8 protein-coding genes are annotated in these 18,837 nt (G+C 68.2%); 5 read left to right on the forward strand and 3 right to left on the reverse strand.

The genetic code is table 11. The features are described 5' to 3' along the window. Position 1: 1 nt before the first annotated feature. The 3 genes from GYK42_RS16615 to GYK42_RS16625 are packed head-to-tail and all read right to left on the reverse strand — an operon-like array spanning position 2 to position 2,852. A complete protein-coding gene (locus GYK42_RS16615) occupies positions 2–1,045 on the reverse strand; it encodes a serine hydrolase domain-containing protein (protein ID WP_205711431.1) in 1,044 nt (347 codons plus the stop codon). Then, positions 1,036–1,839, reverse strand: coding sequence for an alpha/beta fold hydrolase (locus tag GYK42_RS16620; protein ID WP_166448381.1), 804 nt, complete (start codon positions 1,837–1,839; stop codon positions 1,036–1,038). The genes GYK42_RS16615 and GYK42_RS16620 overlap by 10 nt, the downstream gene beginning before the upstream one ends. Next, a complete protein-coding gene (locus GYK42_RS16625) occupies positions 1,836–2,852 on the reverse strand; it encodes a M14 family zinc carboxypeptidase (RefSeq protein WP_166448382.1) in 1,017 nt (338 codons plus the stop codon). The genes GYK42_RS16620 and GYK42_RS16625 overlap by 4 nt, the downstream gene beginning before the upstream one ends. A gap of 208 nt (positions 2,853–3,060) precedes the next feature. On the opposite strand from GYK42_RS16625, the gene GYK42_RS16630 reads away from it, so the two are divergent. The 5 genes from GYK42_RS16630 to GYK42_RS16650 all read left to right on the forward strand — a co-directional run bounded on the left by GYK42_RS16630 (position 3,061) and on the right by GYK42_RS16650 (position 18,825). Continuing rightward, complete coding sequence (locus GYK42_RS16630; RefSeq protein ID WP_166448383.1) at positions 3,061–3,795, forward strand: hypothetical protein; 735 nt, start codon at positions 3,061–3,063, stop codon at positions 3,793–3,795. Further along, positions 3,792–4,367 (forward strand): RNA polymerase sigma factor, encoded by a 576-nt coding sequence (locus tag GYK42_RS16635; protein ID WP_166448384.1) that lies wholly within the window; start codon positions 3,792–3,794, stop codon positions 4,365–4,367. Before GYK42_RS16630 ends, GYK42_RS16635 begins: the two co-directional genes overlap by 4 nt. Before the next feature lie 8 nt (positions 4,368–4,375). Further along, positions 4,376–5,353 (forward strand): FecR family protein, encoded by a 978-nt coding sequence (locus tag GYK42_RS16640; RefSeq protein ID WP_166448385.1) that lies wholly within the window; start codon positions 4,376–4,378, stop codon positions 5,351–5,353. A gap of 141 nt (positions 5,354–5,494) precedes the next feature. Next, positions 5,495–18,124 (forward strand): filamentous haemagglutinin family protein, encoded by a 12,630-nt coding sequence (locus tag GYK42_RS16645; RefSeq protein ID WP_166448386.1) that lies wholly within the window; start codon positions 5,495–5,497, stop codon positions 18,122–18,124. Beyond that, complete coding sequence (locus GYK42_RS16650) at positions 18,121–18,825, forward strand: RNA polymerase sigma factor (protein WP_166448387.1); 705 nt, start codon at positions 18,121–18,123, stop codon at positions 18,823–18,825. The genes GYK42_RS16645 and GYK42_RS16650 overlap by 4 nt, the downstream gene beginning before the upstream one ends. Positions 18,826–18,837: the final 12 nt, after the last annotated feature.

An 18,837-nucleotide genomic window follows, 5' to 3' on the forward strand; every position in this document is an offset into this window, starting at 1 on the left:
ATCAGAGGTCGAATGCGCAGCGCATGAAGTCGCGGCGCAGCGCGTTGATCCTGTCGAACTCGCGCGTGTAATACAGCTTGTTCGTCAGCAGCACGGCATAGCGGCCGCGCCGGGGGCTGAGCCACATGGCCGTGCCCGTGAAGCCCAGGTGGCACCAGACATCGTCTTGCGGCGCGGTGCCTGCCGCCGGGTGCCAGAACAGGCCGCGCGACGGCTGCAGCTCGCCCGTCTGCACCGTCAGCGAAGCATGTACCCAGCCGGCGTCAAAGACGCTGCCGTGCCGGCCCGGCGCCAGCATCGCCCGCAAGAAGCGCTGCAGGTCCGGCACGTTGGAAAACAGCCCGGCAATGCCGCACACGCCGCCCAGCAGCCGGGTTGAAAAATCATGCACGACGCCACACAGGTGGGCGCCCGCCTGCTCGCAGAATTCGGTGGGCGCGACCAGCTGGCCGTGCCGTGGCGCCACGGGACCGTAGACCGTGGCTGCCATGCCCAGCGGCTGCAGCACATGTTCCGCAAGGGCCACGTCCAGCGGCGTGCCCAGCAGCCGTTCGATGACCAGGCCGAGGATCAGGGCCGCGCGGTCCGTGTATTCCACGGCCTGGCCCGGCGTGCCTTCCAGCGGCTCGCGCAGCACGCCGCGCACGATATCATCGTACACGTCGCCATAGCTGGCGCGCAGGCGGGCGCGCAGCGGCAAGCCGGCCGTGTGCGTGAGCAGCTGGAAAATCGTGATGGGCGCCAGCGCATGGCCTGCCGTGCCGGGCAAGACGTCGGCCAGCCGGCTGTCCAGGGCCAGGCGTTTCTGACTTATCAGCCTGCCGATGAGCGACCAGACGCTGATGATCTTGGTCAGCGACGCGATGTCGAACAAGGTATCGACCTGCATCGCGGCGCTGGAAGGTTCGGGCGTGAGCCGCCCGGCCGCGCTCATCACGCTGTGGTCGACGGTGCCCACGGCCCAGGCCGCGCCTGGAAAAATCTGTTCGTGTACGCCGGCTTCCACCAGCGCTGTCAGTTGCTCTGTATGGTTGCTTATCTGCATGATGATTGTGCCGTGTTTATCTTGTTATCGTCTGCCGCTGCCACGCCCAGCCACCTCGCCACCGATTGCGCCACCCATTGCCCCTCGTCGAGCGGCAGGTCGTGGCCCGCGCCGCCGTGGATCAAACAGTCCGCCTGCCAGGCGCGCGCCAGGCGCTGCGAGCAGCGGTGATCGACCAGTTGATCCTGTGCACCGGCCATCACCAGCACGGGCATGGATGGACGGACGAGGGGCGCGCGGTAGCGGGCGGCCGACAGCAACTGGCACAGCGCGTTGCGCCGGCTCACCGGGTATTGCTGCTGGTAGCTGAGCCAGTCGGCCAGCAGGGCGGGGTTGCCGCCAGCATGCCGCTGGCTGGTCAGACGCAATATCAGCGCTTCCTGGCTGGCTGCGTCGCCCAGCAGCAGCTGGCGCAGCAGGGCGCCGTAGTTCTGCCAGCGCAGGCGCCGGTAAAACGGGCTGTATGGCCGCATGCTGGTGTTGATGAGCACGCAGCGGGCGATTTCATGCGGATAGCGGCTGGCCCATTCGACGGCCACCATGCCGCCCAGGGACAGGGCCAGCAAATTGTAGGGCGCCGGGATGCCGTGCGCCTGCAACTCCTGGCGGCAAGACTCCACCATGGTGGCCACGCGGGTGGCGCTGTCCTGCGCATGGCGCGTGCCATTGCCGGGCAGGTCGGGCGTGACGATGTGGGCGCCGGGCAGGGCGCGCGCCAGTGTGCCCGGAAAGGTGCCCCAGTGGCGCTGTTCGCGCATCAGGCCGCGCAATAGAATCCACGTGGGCGGGTTCATGATTCGTACCATTGCGCCAGGGCGCGCCGGCGCTGGGCCTTGCGCAGCAAGCCTTCCGGCATCCAGCGGCCGTGGCTGCTGGCGGCGCGCATGAGGAAATCGAACCACACCAGATGCCGGCGCAGCACGCGCTGCAGGCGGTGCGCGGCCGTGGGGTTGAAGATGCTGACCCGGTTGAACAGCTGGCGCGGGTTTTTCTTGACCCAGCGCCACGAGCCCATTTCCAGGGTCAGCGGCAGGAACACGCGCCCGCTGTAGCTCGTGCCGTTCAGGTACAGATAGTCCCACAGGTCGCCATGGGTGCGGTATTGGCGGCTTTGCGGCTCGAACACATAGTTATGGTTGGGGTAGCTCTGGCTGAACAGCTCTTCCAGCGCGCCGATCTCGGCCAGGTGCTCGATTGGCACCTTGGTATGCGCGTGGGGAAACCAGATGCGGTCGCGCAAGCCGAAACCGGAATGGCAATCGAGGGCGATGCTGAACTGGCGCGACAGCAGTTCGCGCTCGACGAGGTCGCACACGGCCTGGCTTTCCAGCTCCATCGGCCCTCCGTCAGCGCCCCGGTACCAGGGCAGGCGGGCGCTGTAGCGCTGTCCACCGAGCATGAACGGCACTTTTTCGCGCGCGCTCAATGGCGCGTTACGCATCAGGTCCACGCCGTGCGGATTGCTGCGCGTGGCTTGCCACATGCCGCCGGGATTGACCAGCGGCATGAACACGAGGCGCATGCTTTCCAGCTGCTGGTGCAGGGTGGCGTCCCAGCGCAGGCGCGCGACCAGGCTTTCCAAAAAGGATAGCAGCACTTGCGTGCCGATGCGTTCGAGACCGTGGATGCCGCCAAAAAAGCCCAGCACGGGCACGTCGGGGCTGGGATTGCCCATGGCGATCGTGTAGACGGGAAACTCGCGCCCATCCATGGCGATGCTGCAGGGCGCGGCCACTTCCAGGTGGCTGCCGCCCTCGTCGATGAGGCGCTTCAGCATGACCAGCTCGGGCAGATTCTTTTCGATCATCAGGCGTCTGAAAGGGAAAGTAGCAGCCAGTGTAGCCGAAATCACAGCCGCGCCCGACGTCCCGCATGGCGAAATTTGCACGCTGCGCCATGTCACGAAGCCGTCATTTTTTGTGTGTAGGCTATTGCAGTTGATGCAAGAATTATTACTTGGCAATGCCTTGTTGCCACGCAGTTTTCCCCTCACTCGATAGCGACACGATAGCGATATGACAGGCAGCCCGGCATCCGTCCATGTGCTTGCGCTGGCGGGATACCTGGTACTGCTGGGTTTCCTTGCCACGGTGGGGCCCGTGCGGGCGCAACCGGCCGATGGCGCCGTCTTGCAGTTCGATATCGCCGCGCAAAACCTGGGCGACGCGCTGGACCTGTACAGCCGCCGCACGGGCGTCGCCGTGCTGATGGACCAGCGCTACGCGCAGCGCCAGTCGGCCGCCGTGCGCGGCCCCCATGCGGCGGGTGCGGCCCTGCAAGCCTTGCTGGAGGGGACGGGACTGCAATCGCGCCTGTCCGACGCGCAAGCCGTCATCGTGTATGCCCCGTCCAGCTCTTCAGCAAATGCTGCGGACTTGCCGCAGGCCGCCATCGTGGCCGCCGCCGACATCCCGGGCGCCACGCAGGGCGGCGGCGACCATGCTGCTTATGTCAGCCGCTTGCAGCACGTGCTGCTGGGGCTGCTGTGCCGCGCGGCGCAGACGCGTCCCGGCGGCTACCGGCTGGCGCTGCAACTGACTCTGAACCGCGCCGGCGTGGTGGATCGCGTGCATCTGCTCGACAGCACGGGTTTGCGCGCGCGCGACACGGCCATTGCGCGCGTCGTGCTGGGCATGCGCGTGGGCACCGCGCCGCTGCCCTCGATGCCGCAGCCCGTGTCCATCCTGCTGCTGCCGCAAGGGCCGGGCAGCGAAGTCGATTGCGCCCCCAAGACCATGTCCGTGCCATGAGCATGCCCGACCTGCGCGCCAAGCTCAAACGCCACCTCAGTTCGCGCTACGCCGTGCTGCGCTGGCGTCTCGAGCGCGTCGTCGGCTGCAAGCACCATGCGGCCGATGCGCTGCAGGAAACCTGGCTGCGCCTCGAAGCGATGGTGGCGCCGGGTCCCGCCGCCGCGCCCGTCCACAATCCCGATGCCTACCTGCTGCGCATGGCGGCCAATATCGCCACCGATGCCTACCGCCGCGACCGCATCATCGTCACCGAGCGCGAACGCGAAGAGCTGATGCACATGGCCGACGAGCCTGGCGACGACATCAGCGACCCGGCCCGCATCGTCTCGGCGCGGCTCGATGTGCAGGCGCTCGACGCGGCGCTGGCGGGCCTGTCGCCGCGCCGCCGCGCCATCCTGACGGCGGCGCGCATCGACGGCATGCTCAACGCGGAAATCGCCGAACGCTTCGGCATTTCCGTGGCGATGGTGAAGAAAGAATTGCAGGCCGCCCTGCAACACTGTAAAACGTGCATGGCCGACGCCGATGCGGCCCAGCGCAGTGATGTGTCGGGCCGGCGTAAATATTGATGAATCCCATGACTGCTCCCGACCGCGATCCACGCGCCCCTTCCTATACTGCCGACAGCGATGCTGACATCGGCCGGCAAGCCGCCGCCTGGTGGGCGCGCCTGCGTGCCGACGATTTTACGCAGGCCGACGCCGACGCCTTGCGCGCCTGGTGCGCGCGCAGTCCCGAGCATGCGCGCGCCTGGCGCGAGCTCAAGCAAGTGTGGCAGGCGCTCAATCCCGCCTTGACCCGCGCCACCGCGCCGCAGGGGGCGGCTGTGCTGGCGTTCCCGGCGCGTCCCGGCCGGCGTGTTTTCCTGGGCGGCGCGCTGGCGGCCGGCGTGGCCGCGCTGGCCCTGCGTCCGCCCTTGGGCGCCTGGCCGTCGCTGCAGGAACTGAGCGCCGACTACCGCACGGGCACGGGCGAGCAGCGGCAAATAGCCCTGTCGCAGCAGATGACGGTGCGGATGAATACGCAGACGCGCATCAACGTGCGGGCGCCGGAAGCGATTGAACTGCTGGGCGGCGAAGCGGAAATCGTTGCCAGCGGCGCGCGCCAGCCCGTGTCGGTGCTGGCGGGCGCGGGGCGTTTATTGGCGCAGTCGGCTCGCTTCAATGTGCGCCACACGGACGATGCCGTTTGCGTCACCTGCCTGGCGGGCGCCGTGGAGGTGGTCTGGCAGCAGCGCCGCCAGACTCTCGATGCGGGGCAGGAACTGGTCTACGACGAGCAAGGCGTGCAGGCGGCCACGGCCGCGCCGGCCGGGGAGGCCAGCGCATGGCGCACGGGCGCGCTGTCGTTTGCCGGCCAGCCGCTGTCCCGCGTGGTCGATGAAATCAACCGCTACCGGCCCGGCAGGGTCGTACTGCGCAATGCCGAGCTGGGCCGGCGCCTCGTGCGCATGCGCTTTTCCATCCGTCAGACTGATGGCGCGCTGGCGATGATACGCGACCTGACGGGCGCGCAAATGACCAGCTTGCCGGGTGGCATCGTGCTGCTCAGCTGAAGCGCGGCGCGTGCCAGGGCACGTCATAGAAATATTTTTCAAAGCATTATCCCTTCCGCCATCGAGCTACGTCATGGAGGCATGGACGCCTGCGCTACCGCCAGGCTCCGTTCCCTTCTCTCTAGCCAGGAAACCATTGCCATGACCAAGCTTCACACTGCCCAGCGCCCAGTCCCCACCGTCGACACGGGCGCGCAGCGTAGCTCCACGCTGGGCAGCCGCTTGCGGCTCACGCCGCTCGCCTACGCATTGACCACCATGCTGATGGCGGGCGCCTTTACCACGCCGGCCCGCGCGCAGCAGGCGTTCAGCGGCGGCTGGTTCGCGGCCAAGGGCGCGGCGCAAAATACGGCGGCCAACTCGGGCCGCTTGCCGAATGGCCAGCCGCTGCCGCTGGGCAGCCGCCCAGAGGGCCAGCAACAGCAGGCCAATCAGCAGTTGCAGCGCTCGCTCAACAACCTGAACCTGGCCGCGCGCGCCATCGCCGCGCAGCAAGCGGCCCAGGCGCAGGCGCGCCAAAATGCATCTGGCGGCGCCAGCTTGCCGAACGGCCTGGCGCAGGGCGGCTTGCAGGTCGACACCAACAGCCTGACGGCCGGCTGGCTCAACGCCCAGGCGCCCGTGCAGACGGTAGCGGCAGGCAAGACGGCCGTGCTGGTGCAACAGACGGCGGACAAGGCTGTCCTTAACTGGGAAACTTTTAACGTCGGCAAGGACACGACCCTGACCTTCCAGCAGCAGAAGGACTGGGCCGTGCTGAACCGGGTCAACGATCCGCAAGCGCGTCCCAGCCAAATCCAGGGCCAGATCAAGGCCGACGGCACGGTGCTGCTGGTCAACCGCAACGGCATCGTGTTTACCGGCACGAGCCAGGTCGACACGCGCAGCCTGGTGGCGGCCGCAGCCCGCATCAGTGATGCGCAATTCCAGAAGAGCGGCATCTACAGCCCCGGCACGGCCGGCGCCGCAACGTTCACGGAAGCGGACGGCACGGTGCAGCTGCAGGCGGGCGCGCGCCTGGCCAGCAATGCGCCCAAGGGCAGCACGGAAGGCGGCGGCTACGTGATGCTGCTGGGCAAAGAGGTCCACAATGCAGGCGAGATCAATACGCCCAAGGGCCAGGCTATGCTGGCCGCCGGCGACAGTTTTACCATCAAGAAGGGCGTGGGCACGGATGGCAACCCGCTGTCGACCACGCGCGGCAGCGAAGTCACGCCGCAGTTCGCGGCCGCCAGCACGGCGGGCAAGGTCGTCAACACGGGCCTGATACAGGCGCGCGAAGGCGATGTCACCCTGGCCGGGCGCGACGTGCGCCAGGAAGGCGTCGTGCTGGCCACGACGACGACGGCCACGCGCGGCACCGTGCACTTGAACGCGCTGGGCAGTGATGCGGCCGTCACCGTGGGACGGGGCGCCACCACGGCCATCGTGCTCGAAGACGATGTCAATGGCAGGAGCACGGCGCTCGACAGCCAGCGCGACGCCATGCGTGGCCCGGCCGTGACGGGCACGGAAAATATCGTTGCCGTCAACGACCGCCGCGACCAGTCGCGCATCGAGATTGGCAGCGCCGGCACGGTGGAGTTCCTCGGCGATTCGCTGACCCTGGCCACGGGCGGCCAGATCGCCGTCAACGCGGCCAGCCGCAGCCTGCTGCGCGACGGCGCCCAGCTCGACGTCTCCGGTGCCGTCGGCGTCAAGGTGGCCATGGCGGCGAACAATGTCGAGATCAACGTGCAGGGCAACGAGCAGCGCGACGCGCCCGTCAACCGCGACGGCAAGGCCTTGATCAACAACAATATCTGGGTCGACCGCCGCAAGCTGGTGTTCGTACCGAAAGGCACGAACGGCTACGACAGCGACCGCTGGTACACGGCCGGCGGCTTGCTGGAAGTGGCCGGCTACCTGGGCACGCAGGGCCATTCCGTCAGTGAGTGGATGGCGCAGGGCGGCACGGTGAGCTTCGGCGGCAAGGACGTCGTCACGCAAGCCGGCTCCGCCATCAACCTGTCGGGCGGCACCCTCGACGTGCAGACGGGCGCGCTGCGCCAGACCTGGCTGAAAGGCGCGGACGGCAAATTGTACGAGGCGGGCAGCGCCCCGGCAGACTTGCCGTATGCGGGCGTGTACAAGGGTTACGAGGAAGAACATGTGCGCTGGGGCAAGGATGCCAGCGCGTTCTACGCCAATCCATTGATCGCCGCGCAACAGCGCCTGGAAAACGGCTACACGGTGGGCCGCGACGCCGGCAAGCTGGTGGTCGCCACCGGTTCGGCCGTGCTGGAAGGGGCGATCGCGGGCGAGGTCTTCCAGGGCGAGCGCCAGACCCAGGCGCCGCAGGCCCTGCTCGACGGCTACCAGCAGTCGCAGTTCGCCGCCGCGCAGCGGGGGCAGCTGATCGTCGGCCAGTACCAGCCGATGTTCGACAAGCGCACGGGCGTGCTGCAGCATGCGCTGTCGGCCGTCATGGACGAGGTGCGCCTGACGCGCGTACAGGACGGCATCGCCGCCGGCCTCGACGTGGCGGACGTGCTGGCGTCAGAGCGCCAGGGCAAGCTGCTGCTCGGCACGGGATTGCTGAACAGCCAGCAGCTGGGCGCCATCCGTATTGCCGCGAAAGGCGCGATCACCGTCGACAGCGCGCTGCAGGTGGCCGATGGCGGCAATATCACCTTGTTCGGCAATGACGTGGCCATCAATAGCAATTTGCGCAGCCATGGCGGCAGCATCATGGCCGGCAATGTGCTGAACCAGCTCGGTGCGCTGGGCATGGTCGATACGGCCGTCGTTCCGGGCGGACCCGCGGGCAAGCTGGTGCTGGCCGACGGCGTCACGCTCGATACCAGCGGCCTGCTGGCCAATGTGCTGCGCGATCCGCTGGCCGCCGCCGGTTTGCCATATATGAATGGCGGCAATGTCTCGCTGCGGGCGAACGGCGACGTGCGCATCGGCAGCGGCATCCTGATCGACGCCGGCTCGGGCGCGGCCATCCTGTCACAGGCGAAACAGCAGGGCGGCAAGGGCGGCAACGTGACCCTGGCCAGCTATGGAACGAAATCGGACCTGGTGCTGGGCGAGGGCGCACAAGTGCGCAGCCATGGGGTGCAAGGCGGCGGCAAGCTGGAATTGCAGGCAAACAAGATTTTGATCGGCAAAACTGAAAAACCCGAGGCCGGCACCCTGCACTTGGGCGGCGACTTTTTTGAGCAGGGTTTTTCAAGCTACAGCCTGGTCGGCAAGCAGGGCGTGACGGTGGCGGACGGCGCGCAGGTGGACGTGCGCATGCCCGTGCTGCGCGTGGTGGACAATGAAAGCCTGGCCCTGTGGATGCCGGAGCAGGTCACGGAAAACCCGCTCAAGGGCACCCTGACGCAGCGCAAGGGCGCCAGCCTGGCCCTGCAGGTGGGCGATATCCAGTCCGGCGCGGCCGACATGGCCAGCGCCGAACTGCTGATAGGCAAGGGCGCCGTGGTGAGCGTCGATGCGGGCCAGTCCATCAAGCTGGCCAGCGTGGGCCAGCTGACGGTGGACGGGCGCCTGAACGCGTGGGGCGGCAAGATCAGCCTGGGTGGCGTGGGCGTCGACGTGAGCGTGTCCGAAGCGGTGGAAGCGGCTGGCCACGGCCGTTCCATCTGGATAGGCGAGAATGCCGTGCTCGACGTGGCGTCGCGCGCCGTCACGGCCACGGACGCGCAGGGCCGGCGCTACGGCAAGGTGGCGGACGGCGGCAGTATCGTCGTCGGCGGCGAGATCGACCATGCGCAGGGCAGCACCTCGGCGGTCAATCTGTTTGTTGTCGTGCGCGACGGCGCCGTGCTCGACGCTTCCGGAGCGCACGCCGTGCTCGACGTAAACGGCGCGGCCATCGGCGTGGCCAGCGCGGGCGGCAGCATTGCGCTGGCATCGAACAACGGCTTGTACCTCGATGGCCAGCTGCTGGCCAGGGCGGGCGGCGCGGCCGCGGCTGGCGGCACGCTGTCCGTGGCCACGGGCACCCCGGTCTACCTGAAAGTACTGGCGACGGACAAGGTGCTGCAGGGCCGCCAGATGATCGTCACGCAGCGCCAGGCCGCCAGCGACCTGGCCAGCGGCGTGCATGCGCAGGACGCGGCGCCGCTGCTGCAGTACGGCCATGGCCGCTACTCGGTGGAGCAAGTGGAGGCGGGCGGCTTTGGCAACCTGGCCCTGCTCGGCGCCGCCTCCTTCGATGGTGACGTGTCGCTGACGCTGCAGCAAAGCTTCCAGCTGTATGGCACGCCCGTGCTGGCGCCAGGCAGCAAGCCCGGCGCGAAGGTCGGCATCGCGGCGCCGTACGTACGCCTGGCCAGCGTCAAGCCGGCAGGACGCGACTACTATGTCACGCCGGGCACGGCGGGCCAGTCGCCGATGGCCGGCCAGGTCAGCATAGTTGGCGACCTGATCGACGTGCGCGGCCTGGTCGATATCCGTGCCACGGACGTGCGCCTCACGAGCCGCGGCGACCTGCGTTTCCTGCTGTCCCCGCTGGGCTGGGATGGCAACCAGCCGACGACGGTGCTGTCCACGCCGGGCGACATGACCCTCGCGGCGGTCCAGCTGTATCCGGAAACGGGCGCCGGCGCCGCCGTGCGGGCCGGCTATGGCCGTATCGATGGAAAGCTCGGCTACGACCCCGCGCGCAGCCTGAACATTGCACGCACGAGCGATGGCGTGCCGGCCATGCCGTATTCCGCCTTGGGCTCGCTGGAGCTGGGCGCTGCGCATATCGAGCAGGGCGGCGTGGTGCGCGCGCCGCTGGGCCGCCTGTCGATCGGCGCGGCCGGCTATGACAATGACAAGAGCCTGACGGTGAATCTATTGCCAGGTAGTATCACCTCCGTCAGCGGTGCCGGTCTGGTCATGCCGTACGGCGGTACCGTCGATGGCCAGGTCTGGAATGTGGATGGCAAGTTGGCCGCCTTCATGGGCGTGGGAGGTTTCAGCGGGCAGGGCGGCATGCGCGTCGGCGTGGAAATGTCCGGCGTGGCCGTCGATGTGCTGCCGGGCGCGCTGCTCGACCTGTCCGGCGGCGGCGAGCTGACGGGTGCCGGTTTCATCGCCGGCCGCGGCGGCTCCACCGACGCGCGCTATCATCCTTTGGCGCAGGTGGGCGCGAATGGCGGTTTTGTCTTGCCGGGCCTGGCGAGCAACCCTGTGTACGCCATCGTGCCGGGCGTGCAGGCGCCGCAAGCACCTTCGGGCGGAGACAAGGCGGCATCCGATGCGGCCGTGGGCCGGCAGGTGACGATAGGCAATGGCGTGCCGGGCTTGCCCGCCGGCACCTACACCCTGATGCCCTCGACCTATGCCTTGCTGCCAGGCGCCTTCCGCGTGGAGCTGAACGGCCTGGCGGGCCAGGGCGCCGCCACGCTGGCGCAGCCGCTGCGCAACGGTTCCTGGGCTGCGCCCGGCACCCTGTCGATTGCCGGCACGGACATCCACGCGCCGCTGGCCAGCCAGCTGATACTCACCCCGGCCAAGGTCTTGCGCACCTATTCCCAGTACAACGAAACAGGCTATGCCGCCTTCGCCCTGGCCGATGCGCAAACGCGCGGCATTCCCCGCGCGCAGCTGCCATCGGATGCCAAGACGCTCAGGCTGACCCTGGTGCAAGACGGCGGCCCGGATACATTCCAGTTCAAGGGCACCGGCAAGTTCGGCGCGGCCGAGGGCGGCTACGGCGGCACCGTGCTGCTGGGCTCGAGCAATGTCTCCAACGGCAAGATTGAAATCCTCGCCGATGGCGCGCCAGCGAGCAAGGACGCCGGGCAGGTCAGCGTGCGCGCCTCGAGCCTGAATAATCTCGGCGCGGCCCGCATTGTGGTGGGCAACACGCCCACGGTGGAGTATGGCCAGGGCGGCAACTACATCAACTTCGGCGTCCAGTCGGCGACTGCCATCTTCCTGCGCGCGGGCGCCGTGCTGTCGGCGCCTGAGGTATTCCTCGTGGCCCAGGACCCGGGCAACTACGAATTGGGCGATGGCCTGATCGATATCGCGCCTGGCGCGGGCATCAGCACCCTGGGACGCGGCAAGGCCGCATATGACGCGAACGACGGCTTTATCTACAAGACCCGCGCGGACATGCACGTGCTGGCCGCCTCGAACGGCTTGATGAATGTGGCGCCGGTCGGCGGTTCGGCGCGCGGCGGCATCCGCATCGGCGCGTGCGGCGACGCTTGCGCCGGCACCAGCACAGCGAGCCTGTACTCGGAAGGCACCTTGCTGCTGTCGACCAATGGCAGGTTTGAACTGGACGACACGGCGCGCTATGGCACGCGCAACCTGAGCCTGTCCGTGGGCGCCATCAATATGGGCAGCAGCGAGGCGCTGGCGGCGGCGCAGGCCGGCGGCACGCGTTCCAGCGGCCTGGCCATGAACCAGGGCGTGCTGGAGCGCCTGCTGCGCGGCGATACCAGCACCGGGGCGCCGGCCTTGCAGGCGCTGATCCTGAGTGCGGCCGACAGCGTCAATTTCTATGGCGACGTGATGCTCGATACCTACGACAAGAGCACGGGGAAATCCACGCTGGAGCGCCTGGTGCTGACCACGCCGGCCATGTATGGGCAGGGCGATGCCGGCACCGTGGCCACCATCCGCACGGCCAACCTGATCTGGGGCGGCGCGCTGTCGCCGGCCGGCAATGTGATCGCGCATGGCGCCGGCACGGGCAGCGGCACCCTGAAACTGGAAGCGCAGCGCATCGATTTCGGCTTCGGCCCGTTCACCCAGCCGGCCGGCGTCGCCTCGTTCGACCGCCTGGCGCTGGGTTTTGGCAATGTCAACCTGAAGGCGTCGGGTCAGGTCACGGCCAACCACAAGGGCAGCCTGTCCGTCTACCAGGCGCAGGGCGCCTACGAGTCGGGCAAGGGCTACCAGTACAGCGGCGGCAACCTCAATATCAGCACGCCGCTGCTGACGGGCGACGCCGGTTCCGCGCACAGCTACACGGCGGGCGGCGCGCTGTCGGTGGCGGCGCTGGCCGGTACGGCGCCAGCGGCCCCCGTCAAGAATAACGATGGCTTGGGCGCGCAGCTGGCGCTGAACGGCGACAGCGTGAGCGTGGCGACGGCCGTGGTGTTGCCTAGCGGCAAGTTGACGATCAGCGCGCAGCACGGCATCACCGTGGCCGACGGCGCCCGCATTGACATGGCGGGCCGCAAGAGCACCTTCTTCGACGTGGACAAATACAGCTGGGGCGGCGACGTGAGCCTGGACAGCCGCGCCGGCAATATTCGCCAGGCGGCAGGCAGCGTGATCGACTTGTCGGCCGAAAACAACCGCGCCGGCAGCCTGAAGGCCGTGGCGCTCGAGGACGCGGCTGGCATGGTGGATCTGCAGGGCAAGATCCTGGGCGGCGCCAGCGGCAGCTACGACGCGGGCGGCACCGTGGTGCCGTACAAGAAGGGCAGCGTGGACGTGCGCGCGCAAACGCTGGGCGCGGGCGGCAGCCTGGACAGCCAGTTCGCGTCGCTGAACACGCGCCTGACGGAAGGCGGCGTGACGGGCGGGCGCAGCTTCCAGCTGAAACAGGGCGACTTGACGATAGGTAACGACATCAAGGCGGGCGAAGTGCAGGTATCCGTCGACAATGGCAGCCTGACCGTCGCCGGCGTGATCGACGCCAGCGGCGAGCGCGTGGGCAGCATCCGCCTGGCCGGCAAGCATGGCGTCACCTTGGCCGGCAACGCCGTGCTCGACGCGCATGGCACCGTCTTGCGCGTCGACAGCTATGGCAAGATCATCGACAGCCCGAACCGGGCCACGGTGGAAATCAATTCGGGCGTAGGCACCTTGGACCTGGCCGGCGGCGCGCTGATCGACCTGCGCCACGGCACATCGGCCGTGGCCGGCAAGGGCAAGGGCGAACACGACGGCGCCGCGCGCGGCACGCTGGAACTGAGCGCACCGCGCCTGGGCAGCGGCGGCGTTCGCACGGATCTTGATGTGGCCACCTTCGGCGACATCGCCATTGCGGCCGGCGGCGGTTTGACGATACGCGGCGCGAAATCGATCGCCGTCAACGCCATGCAGCGCTATGACGACGCGGCCTACGCCACGGACCTGTCGGCCAGCGGCCGCCCCTACCAGGTGGTCAACCAGGCGTATCTCGACAGCAAGCACGTGGACAGCACGGCCTTCATCGACGCGGCGCTGGCCAACACGAACTTGCGCAATATCAAGCTGGCGGGCTTGAGCACGGCCGCCTATGCCGATGCCTTGCATCTGCGTCCCGGCGTCGATATCGTCAGCAAGACGCCAGACGGCGACCTGGTGGTGCAGGGCGACCTGGACCTGTCCGGCATGCGCTACGCCAGCCTGAATCCGCGCTTTCAAGCAACAAATGTGCGCGGTTCGGGCGAGGTGGGCAGCCTGCTGCTGCGCGCCGGCGGCGACTTGAGCATCTATGGCAGCATCAACGACGGTTTCGCGCCGCCACCGGCCACCAAGGATGACAGCGGCTGGGTACTGCTGCCGGGACGCGATATCAATGGCAGCGACGTCATCGTGCCGGGCAAGGGCGTGACCGTGGCCGACGGCACCTTGTTCCCGGGCGGGATCGCGCTCAATTACGACCTGCCCATCAAGGGCTTCAGCTTGATGGCGAATACGCGCCTGCCCGCGCCCGTGACCCTGGCCGAGGCCGTCACCTTGCCGGCCGGCACGGTGCTGGCGGCCGCCGTACGCGACAGCGCCGGCCATATCGTCCATGCGGCCGGCAGCCTGCTGGCCACAGCGCTCACCTTGGACGCCGGCATGCGCCTCGATGCGGGCAGCGTGCTGGCGCAAACGGTGAAAGTGGGCTCCATGACCTGGCCCAAGGGCGTGCCGCTGCCTGGCGTGGCGGGCGAACGCTCGGTCTTCGCGCTAAACGGCAACCTGGCGCTGGCCGTGGGTTCATTGATCCCGTCCGGCACCGACGTCAAGCTGATGCCGAATGTGGAATCGATCCAGCTGCGTCCGGAAGTGGCGGGCAGCCAGGGCAAGCTGTGGGCCATCGCGCCCATGCTGGCCGAAGGGTCGCAAGCGTGGGGCATGCGCCTGGTGGCGGGCGCCGATCTCGACGCGGCCGACACGCGCGGCGTGCAGGCGCACCCCAGCCACGGCACCCTGCGCCTGGCCGACAGCCATTACGGCATGTATGGCATCTTGGTGCCGCCGAAGGGCGTGCAATACTGGACCAGGGAAGCGCAGGAACTGGGCGAGCGCGAGGGCATCCCCGGCATCGTGGCGGGCGAGCCCATCACCGAGGAATTCACCAGCCAGTTCGGCCAGACTGTCGAGGTATTTTGCGCCAACGACCCGACCCTGTGCGTGCTGAAGTTGGCCTACGTGTGGACCAAGGCCGGCGCCGAAGAGTTCGCCGACCCGAGCGTGAAGGCGGGCGACGTGGTCGACCTTGACGCACTGGGCTGGCCAACCATGTGCGAGGAAAATCCCACCTGGTGCGGCACCTCCAGCCCCAGCTACAATTACAAGCCGTCCAGCCTGCGCTACAGCGTGCTGCGCACGGGCACGGGCGACCTGGACCTGGTCAGCGGCGGCGACTTGCGCATGGACAGCCTGTATGGCGTGTATACGGCCGGCATGTCGTCCACGGCGACGTTGCCAGGCGACCCGTTCAACCAGGCGCGGGCGCGCAATGCCGACGGCAAGGTATTGAACAATCCGGACGGTGAGCATGAACACCTGGTCGATGGCGGCGCCGACAGCATCTACCGTGCCTGGTACCCTGACCAGGGCGGCAATCTGCTGCTGAAGGTTGGCGGCGACCTGACGAGTTCTTTGTTGAACCGCAGTGCCGCGACCAATTTGCGTCCCGTCACGGCGGACGCTGGCTACGACAGCACGGCCGTGGGCAACTGGCTGTGGCGCCAGGGCAGCGGCGGTCTCGCCATCGGCGGCCTGGCGCAGCCGGTGGCATGGTGGGTCAATTTTGGCACCTATGTGGGCCGCAAGACCCTGGCCGACGACGTCCTGGGCTTTACGGGTTTCGGCACCCTGGGTGGCGGCAATGTGCGTGCCGACGTGGCGGGCGACGCCGGTGTGCTGGCGTTGGCGCAGGGCAGCAGCTACGACGGCAATATCAATATCCGTTCGCAGGGCTTGCTGCTGGCCGTGGGCAGTACGGGCCGCGTGCATGCCGATGGCAGCATGCTGTTGACGGGCGGCGGCGACTTGGACCTGCGCGTGGGCGGCGCCATCAACCCGGCAGGCGCGCCGGGCGGCGGCCACATGAATGGCGCCCTCGTCGACTTGCGCGGCCACGCGGAAACGTCGGCCGCGCAGCTGGGCAGCCTGGCGCTGCAATATGGCACACGAAATACCGATCACGTGCCGAAAGAAACGCGCGCCTACGATGCCTTCACGGCCACGCGCGCCACGCTGCAGGGCGGCATGACCCTGGTGCCGGGCGACGCCACGTTCAGCGTGGCGACCCTGGGCGACCAGGTGCTGCAGGATGTGGCCGATCCGGGCCGCGTACTGATGGTCAACCCGACCTCGGCACTTGCGCCATCGGGCGAACTGGGCATCGGCTACAGCTGGTTCAGCCTGTGGACGCCGCACACGGCGCTTGATCTGTTCTCCGCCGGCGGCAATCTGACGCCGTTGACGGCGCCGATCGGCACGGAGACCGACTTCGCCACCATTTACCCGTCCATCGTGCGCGTTGCGGCCGCACATGGCAGTTTGTACTACGGCAAGATGAGTGTGAACCCGAATGGCGTCGACAGCTATGCCGCCCCCTTGCTGCTGGCGCCTTCGCCGTATGCCCAACTGCAATGGCTGGCCGGCGACTCCATCTATGCCGGCGGTTTTACCATCGGCCAGTCCGGCGCGGCAGCGGCCAGCATGGCGACACCGTTCAAGCCAGCCTACATCGCGCGCACCCCCAGCATGTGGGCGACCGGCCCCCTGGCCAGCAATCTGTCCAGCACGGGGGCGCCGGCCACGGAAGACAGGTATCCGCTGTTCGCCTTCGGTCCCGATTCGGCCGGCGGCCCCGGCAACAGCGGCACGCAGGCGGCCCGCATTTATGCCGTCAAGGGCGACTTGCTCGGAGTCAACGTCGGTCGCATCGTCCAGTTCAACGACGCCAAGCACGTGGGCATCACCTGGTACGAGGGTGCGCAACCCGTCTGGATGAAGGCGGGCCGCGACATCGTCAGCAGCGGCACGGCGCAGCTGGAAGGTGTGGGCGGCAGCGACAGCGGGAGCGGCATGGCGTTCAACAATAGTGGCAACCTGTTCGTGCATAACAACGCGTATGACGTATCTGTGGTCTCGGCCGGGCGCGACATCCTGGCCAGTTCCTTCAACGTGGCCGGTCCTGGCACGCTCGACATCAGCGCCGGACGCAACATATTGATGCAGGACAAGGGCAGCGTCGTCAGCCTCGGCCCTGTCGTGCAGGGCGACAAGCGCCCGGGCGCGGGCATCGCCATGCAGGCGGGCGTGGGCGCGGCCGGTCTCGATTACCTGCGTTTCGTCAAGCCCTACCTGGACTCGTCCAACGTGGCGCAGACGGGCGTGCCGCTGGCAGGTCAGGCCGGCAAGGTGGTGAAATCCTACGAAACCGAATTGCTGACCTGGCTGGGCGAACGCTACGGCTTCAAGGGCACTGCAGCCGAGGCGCTGGCCTTTTATCTCGCCTTGGCCGAGCCGCAGCAGCGCGTGTTTGCCCGCGACGTGTATTTCGCCGAACTGAAGGCGGGCGGGCGCGAGTACAACGACCGGGACAGCTCGCGCTATGGCAGCTTCCTGCGCAGCCGCAACGCCATCGCGTCCCTGGCGCCGGCCACGGACGCCGGCGGCAAGGCGATTGCGTATGCGGGCGACATCGTCATGTACCGCGGCACGTTTGGCCTCTACAACCCGAGTTCGGGGAGCAACGACCGCATCGTTCCCCGCAGCGGCTACGTGCACACCAACTTCGGCGGCGATATTCAATTGCTCACGCCGGGCGGCAGGCAGGTGTTCGGTATCGAAGGCGAGGCGCCGCCGTCGACCTCGGGTGTCATCACCAAGGGCGGCGGCAATATCGAGCTGTTCTCGCACGGCAGCATCCTGCTGGGCCAGAGCCGCGTCATGACGACGTTTGGCGGCGACATTCTTGGCTGGTCGTCGCAGGGCGACATCAACGCGGGGCGTGGTTCGAAGTCGACCATCGTCTACACGCCGCCCAAGCGCGTGTATGACAACTGGGGCAACGTGACCCTGTCGTCGGACGTGCCCAGCACGGGCGCCGGCATCGCCACCCTGGCGCCGATCGCCGAAGTACCGGCCGGCGACGTGGACTTGCTGGCGCCGCTGGGCACCATCGACGCGGGCGAGGCGGGCATCCGCGTCTCGGGCAGCGTCAACCTGGCCGCGCTGACGGTGGCGAACGCGGCGAACATCCAGGTCAAGGGCGAAGCGAAGGGCATGCCGACGGTGGCGTCCGTCAACGTGGCCGCCATGACCAACGCCAGCGCGGCCGCTTCCCAGGCGACGGCGGCGGCGCAGGACGTGGTGCAGCGCGAGCGCGCCGCCACCCGCGCCGCGCAGCCGTCCGTGTTCACGGTGCGCGTGCTGGGCTTTGGCAACGACGCCCCGCCCGACAGCGCGCAAGCGGCGCCGCAGGATGGGGCGCGCATCGAGGCGGCCGATTACAACCCGCGCAGCGCCGTGCGCGTGCTGGGCTTGGGCCCGTTGCCGGAATCGGCCACGCGTCAGCTGACGGCGCAAGAGCGCAGCAGGTTGTCGCCATGATGGTCGACATGGCGCGTAGGGCTGAACCCTTGCGCATGGTGGGCATGCCGTGGTACCGGTCCGCCATCCGGCCCCGCTTGCAGGCGGCCAACGACGTGGCGCCAGGGCAGGGCAGCCAGCTGCAGGCCGTACTGGAAAGCAATTACGCGGCCCTGCATCGGCGCTTGGCGCGCCACCTGGGTTGTGCCGAGCTGGCCAGCGACAGCCTGCACGACGCCTGGCTGCGCCTGGACGCGCTGGCGGCCGGGGCTGCGGACGGAGCTGCGCTGGCGCACCGCCCCGTCGCCTATGTGTTTCGCGTGGCGTGCAATGCGGCCATGGACAGCCTGCGCGGCAACCGCGCCTGGCTGTATGCGGACGAGGGTGGTGGGGACGGCGCCGCCGGCCTCGTCGATTTCCTGGCCGATACGGCGGCGGGGCCGGAACGCCTGGCCGAGCTGCAGGCGGACGTGCGCCTGCTGGCGCAAGCCGTCGACTTGCTGCCGCGGCGTCACCGGCAAGTGCTCGAAGCGCTGCGCGTGGACGAGCTGACCCGCCTGGAGGTGGCTGAGCGGCACGACATGTCCTTGCGCAACGTCGATACGGCCTTGCGCCAGGCGCTCGACCATTGCGCCCGCCACACGGGCTACGCGGCGCAGGGCGGCGTCGGCACGACCCGGCGCAGCCTGAAGCTGAACGTTCGTTCGCGTACAGACGCGTAGGAATCGGGCCGT

It is taken from the genome of Janthinobacterium lividum (assembly GCF_011601275.1).
GTDB lineage: Bacteria > Pseudomonadota > Gammaproteobacteria > Burkholderiales > Burkholderiaceae_D > Janthinobacterium > Janthinobacterium lividum_E.

Coding starts and splice junctions, on each gene's coding strand:
- GYK42_RS16615 (WP_205711431.1), bottom strand. CDS start 1,045: ATGCAGATAAGCAACCATACAGAGCAACTGACAGCGCTGGTGGAAGCC.
- GYK42_RS16620 (WP_166448381.1), bottom strand. CDS start 1,839: ATGAACCCGCCCACGTGGATTCTATTGCGCGGCCTGATGCGCGAACAG.
- GYK42_RS16625 (WP_166448382.1), bottom strand. CDS start 2,852: ATGATCGAAAAGAATCTGCCCGAGCTGGTCATGCTGAAGCGCCTCATC.
- GYK42_RS16630 (WP_166448383.1), top strand. CDS start 3,061: ATGACAGGCAGCCCGGCATCCGTCCATGTGCTTGCGCTGGCGGGATAC.
- GYK42_RS16635 (WP_166448384.1), top strand. CDS start 3,792: ATGAGCATGCCCGACCTGCGCGCCAAGCTCAAACGCCACCTCAGTTCG.
- GYK42_RS16640 (WP_166448385.1), top strand. CDS start 4,376: ATGACTGCTCCCGACCGCGATCCACGCGCCCCTTCCTATACTGCCGAC.
- GYK42_RS16645 (WP_166448386.1), top strand. CDS start 5,495: ATGACCAAGCTTCACACTGCCCAGCGCCCAGTCCCCACCGTCGACACG.
- GYK42_RS16650 (WP_166448387.1), top strand. CDS start 18,121: ATGATGGTCGACATGGCGCGTAGGGCTGAACCCTTGCGCATGGTGGGC.